Genomic DNA, 5320 nt, shown 5'->3' on the forward strand with positions numbered 1-5320 from the left:
GCCGGGGATCGCCAGCCCCGGCCGGGACTGGCGGGAACCGGTGGCCTTCAGCTCGGCGATCACCCGGCTGCTGTCCTCCCGCGGCTGGCGGGCGCAGGCGGCCGACGCGAGCGTGATCAGCCGCTGGGACGCCATCGTCGGCCCGGACATCGCCGACCACTGCGCCCCGGTCTCCCTGCGCGAGGGCCATCTGGAACTCGTCGCCGAGTCGACGGCGTGGGCCACGCAGCTGCGGATGCTGTCCCGCCAGATCCTCGCCATCCTGCACAAGGAACTCGGCCCCCAGGTGGTCCAGCGGATCACCGTCCGGGGTCCGACCGCACCGTCCTGGCGCCATGGCCCGATGCGCACCCAGGGCCGTGGTCCGCGGGACACCTACGGCTGATCGACTGGTCGCGGCCGGGTGGCGGCGCGACCATGATCGTCCGGTCGACTTGTCGGCTTGCCGTCGTGGAGGCGCGCCAAGCCCTTGGACCCGTCGGCCGGGTAGGGGAGTTCAGCTTCCCCTCGTGCGGGGCGCTGCGCAGACGTCAGGGGTCACCCTGCGTCCGCTATGGCCGGTCGGCGGGTAGACTGGTGGATACTTCCGCCCAGAACGAGGGGACCCGCCGCGTGGCCTACGATGCAAGTTCGATCAAGGTTCTCGAAGGTCTTGACGCGGTCCGCAAGCGTCCGGGCATGTACATCGGCTCCACCGGGGAGCGGGGTCTGCACCACCTCGTCTACGAGGTGGTGGACAACTCGGTCGACGAGGCGCTCGCCGGCTACTGCGACACGATCGTCGTCACGCTGCTCGCCGACGGCGGGGTCCGGGTCGTCGACAACGGCCGTGGCATCCCGGTGGGCATGCACCCGGTCAAGAAGATCCCCACGGTCGAGCTGGTCCTGACCACGCTGCACGCCGGCGGCAAGTTCGACGGCAAGTCCTACGCGGTCTCCGGCGGTCTGCACGGCGTCGGCGTCAGCGTCGTGAACGCGCTGTCGACCCGCCTCGATGTCGAGATCCAGGTCGACGGGCACGTCTGGTTCCAGCCGTACGTGGGCAGCCGGCCGGCCGAGCCGCTGGCGAAGCGCGGCCCGTCGAAGAAGACCGGCACCTCGATCACGTTCTGGGCGGACCCGGAGATCTTCGAGACGACCGAGTACAAGTACGAGACCCTCACCCGGCGCCTGCAGGAGATGGCGTTCCTCAACAAGAGCCTGTCGATCACGCTGATCGACGAGCGCGGCGAGGAGCCCGCCGAGGTCACCTACAAGTACGAGAACGGCCTGGTCGACTTCGTCGCGCACCTCAACGCCACGAAGGACTCGATCCACCGCAGCGTGATCTCGCTGGAGTCGAAGGGCACCGGCATCGAGGCCGAGCTGGCCATGCAGTGGAACGGCGGCTACTCCGAGTCGGTCTACACCTTCGCGAACACCATCAACACGCACGAGGGCGGCACCCACGAGGAGGGCTTCCGCGCCGCGCTGACCAGCGCCGTCAACGCCTACGCCAAGGACCAGAACCTTCTCAAGCCGGTCAAGGCGAACGCCCGCGGCGGGGATGAGCGTCTCTCCGGCGACGACATCCGCGAGGGCCTGACCGCGATCATCTCGGTGAAGCTCGCCCAGCCGCAGTTCGAGGGCCAGACGAAGACGAAGCTCGGCAACACCGAGGCCAAGAAGTTCGTCCAGGAGATGTGCTACTCGGCGCTGAAGGACTGGTTCGAGGTCAATCGCACCGAGGCGCGCTCGATCGTCAACAAGGCCCTCGACGCCCAGCGGGCCCGGATCGCGGCCCGCCAAGCCCGTGACCTGACCCGGCGCAAGGGCCTGCTCGGCGGCACCGGCCTGCCCGGCAAGCTCTCCGACTGCCAGTACACCGACCCCGAGCGCTGCGAACTGTACATCGTCGAGGGTGACTCGGCCGGCGGCTCGGCCAAGGGCGGGCGGGACTCGAAGTTCCAGGCCATCCTCCCGCTGCGCGGGAAGATCCTCAACGTCGAGAAGGCCCGCATCGACCGGGTGCTGAAGAACACCGAGGTCCAGGCCCTCATCCAGGCCCTGGGCACCGGTATCCACGACGACTTCGACATCGCCAAGCTGCGCTATCACAAGATCGTGCTGATGGCGGACGCCGACGTCGACGGCCAGCACATCCGGACCCTGCTGCTGACCCTGCTGTTCAGGTTCATGCGCCCGCTGGTCGAGGCCGGCCACGTGTTCCTCGCCCAACCCCCGCTCTACAAGATCAAGTGGGGTCGCGAGGACTGGGAGTACGCCTACTCCGACCGTGAGCGCGACGGACTCATCCAGCAGGGTGCGGAAGCCGGCCGCAAGATGCCCAAGGACGCCATCCAGCGGTTCAAGGGTCTCGGCGAGATGAACGCGACCGAGCTGTGGGACACCACGATGGACCCGGACCGGCGCATCCTGCTGCAGGTCACCCTCGACGACGCCGCCGTCGCCGACGAACTGTTCTCCGTGCTCATGGGCGAGGACGTCGACGCGCGCCGCAGCTTCATCCAGCGCAACGCCAAGGACGTCCGCTTCCTGGACATCTGAGGTTCGGCGCGAGCGTCCCGCCACCTCGACGGGAGCATCGGGCCCGGCGCGTGGGCACGCGGGACGTCGCCCGCCCGCCGGGACCCCCGCCCCACCTGACGACTGATCCCTCAGCCCTGGAAGGACCCCGTGGTCGACGTCCTACCGCCGCCCCCCGGCGACCGCATCGAACCCATCGGCATCGAAGTCGAGATGCAACGCTCGTATCTCGACTACGCGATGTCGGTCATCGTCGGCCGAGCGCTGCCGGAGGTCCGGGACGGGCTCAAGCCCGTGCACCGCCGGGTCCTGTACGCCATGTACGACGGTGGTTACCGCCCCGACCGCGGGTACTTCAAGTGCTCCCGCGTGGTCGGCGACGTCATGGGTAACTACCACCCCCACGGCGACACGGCGATCTACGACACCCTCGTCCGGCTCGCGCAGAGCTGGTCGCTGCGCTACCCGCTGGTCGACGGCAACGGCAACTTCGGTTCGCCCGGCAACGACCCGCCCGCCGCCATGCGTTACACCGAGGCGCGGATGGCGGCGCTGGCGATGGAGATGCTGCGCGACATCGACCAGGACACCGTCGACTTCGCGCCGAACTACGACGGCCGCTCGCAGGAGCCGCTGGTCCTGCCCAGCCGGTTCCCGAACCTGCTGGTCAACGGCGCCGGTGGCATCGCCGTCGGCATGGCCACGAACATCCCCCCGCATAACCTGCGGGAGGTCGCCAGCGGCGTGCGGTGGGCGCTGGACCACCCCGAGGCGACCGACGAGGAGCTGCTCGAAGCCCTCATCGGCCTGATCAAGGGCCCGGACTTCCCCACCGCCGGGCTGGTCGTCGGCCGCAGTGGCATCGAGGACGCCTACCGGACCGGCCGCGGCAGCATCCGGATGCGCGCCGTCGTCAACGTCGAGGAGAACAAAGGCCGTACCCAGCTCGTCGTCACCGAGCTGCCGTACCAGGTCAACCCGGACAACCTCGCCGAGAAGATCGCCGAGCTCGTCCGCGACAACAAGGTCACCGGCATCTCGGACGTCCGTGACGAGACCTCCGCCCGCATCGGGCAGCGCCTCGTCATCGACCTCAAGCGCGACGCCGTCGCCAAGGTCGTCCTCAACAACCTGTACAAGCACACCCAGCTGCAGGACACCTTCGGCGCCAACATGCTGGCGATCGTCGACGGCGTGCCGCGCACGCTGCGCCTGGACCAGATGGTCCGCTACTACGTCGAGCACCAGGTCGACGTCATCGTCCGGCGAACCCGCTACCAGCTGCGCAAGGCCCGCGAGCGGCTGCACGTCCTCGACGGTCTGCTCATCGCGCTCGACCACCTCGACGAGGTGATCAGCCTCATCCGCAACGCGGAGTCGGCCGAAGCGGCGCGTGGCCAGCTGATGGAGCGCTTCACGCTGTCGGAGATCCAGGCCACCGCCATCCTCGACATGCAGCTGCGCCGCCTCGCCGCCCTCGAACGGCAGCGGATCATCGACGAGGCCGCCGAGCTGCGGGCCCGGATCACCGAGCTGGAGGCGATCCTCGCGTCGCCGTCACGGCAGCGGGAGATCATCGGCGAGGAGCTGGCCGAGGTCGTCGAGAAGTTCGGTGACGAGCGGCGCACCCGGCTCGTCCCCTTCGAGGGCGACATGTCCATCGAGGACCTCATCGCCCGCGAGGACGTCGTCGTCACCGTCACCCGCGGCGGCTACGCCAAGCGCACCAAGACCGACCTCTACCGCTCGCAGCGCCGCGGCGGCAAGGGCGTGCAGGGCGCCGCCCTGCGCGAGGACGACATCGTCGAGCACTTCTTCGTCACCACGACCCACCACTGGCTGCTGTTCTTCACGAACAAGGGCCGGGTCTACCGGGCGAAGGCACACGAACTGCCCGAGCAGGCCCGCTCGGCCAAGGGGCAGCACGTCGCGAACATCCTCGCCTTCGCCCAGGACGAGCGCATCGCCGAGGTCATCGCGCTGCAGGACTACGAGGCGTCGCCGTACCTGGTGCTCGCCACCAAGCGCGGGCTGTGCAAGAAGACCTCGCTGAGCGACTTCGACTCCAACCGCGCCGGCGGCCTCGTCGCGATCAACCTGCGGGACGACGACGAACTGATCGCCGCCCGCCTCGTCGCCCCCGGCGACGACCTGCTGCTGGTCAGCCGCAACGCCCAGTCGATCCGGTTCCACGCCGACGACGAGCAGCTTCGGCCGATGGGCCGGGCGACGTCCGGTGTGATCGGCATGCGCTTCGACGCCGAGGACGAACTGCTGTCGATGGACGTCGTCGTCCCCGGCACCACCGCCGATCTGCTGGTCGCCACCTCCGGTGGCTATGCCAAGCGGACACCGCTGGCCGAGTACCCGATACAGGGCCGCGGCGGCAAGGGCGTGCTGACGGCTAAGATCGTCTCCACCCGTGGCGGCCTCGTCGGCGCGCTCGTCGTCGACCCGGACGACCAGCTCTACGCGATCGCCTCCAACGGGGGCGTGTTGCGCACCATAGCCAAGGACGTGCGCCGGGCTCAGCGGCAGACGATGGGCGTCCGGCTCATCGATCTGGAGTCCGGTGTGCAGGTGGTCGGGGTCGCACGCAATGCTGATGCCGAGGACACCGAGGCCCCTGCCGACTCCGAGGCCCAGGACAGCTGAGCCCGGGCCTGGAGAAGGACGATGTGGCCGGGTGGCCGCGGTTGCGCCGGGGGCCCCCCCCCCCACGTGTGGCCGCGCCGCAGAGGCTCCAGCCACCCGTGTTGGCACCAACCCCCCAAGCCCCCCCCCATCGAAACCC

At 69.3% G+C, this 5320-nt stretch carries 3 protein-coding genes; all 3 read left to right on the forward strand.

Annotated elements, in window-relative coordinates:
* Positions 1 to 385, forward strand: a 385-nt coding sequence (locus MXD58_RS19085; protein WP_250609667.1) for a DciA family protein, incomplete at its 5' end; no start/stop codon positions are given.
* 227 nt (positions 386 to 612) lie between these two features.
* The gene (gyrB, locus tag MXD58_RS19090; RefSeq protein ID WP_308301997.1) at positions 613 to 2547 is read left to right on the forward strand and encodes a DNA topoisomerase (ATP-hydrolyzing) subunit B; all 1935 of its coding nucleotides are present in this window, start codon (positions 613 to 615) and stop codon (positions 2545 to 2547) included.
* Positions 2548 to 2676: 129 nt separating this feature from the next.
* On the forward strand, positions 2677 to 5181 hold the full coding sequence (gene gyrA / locus MXD58_RS19095) for a DNA gyrase subunit A (protein WP_248839909.1): 2505 nt from the start codon (positions 2677 to 2679) through the stop codon (positions 5179 to 5181).
* Positions 5182 to 5320 lie beyond the last annotated feature (139 nt).

This window comes from Frankia sp. AgKG'84/4 (assembly GCF_023242965.2).
Classification (GTDB): domain Bacteria; phylum Actinomycetota; class Actinomycetes; order Frankiales; family Frankiaceae; genus Frankia.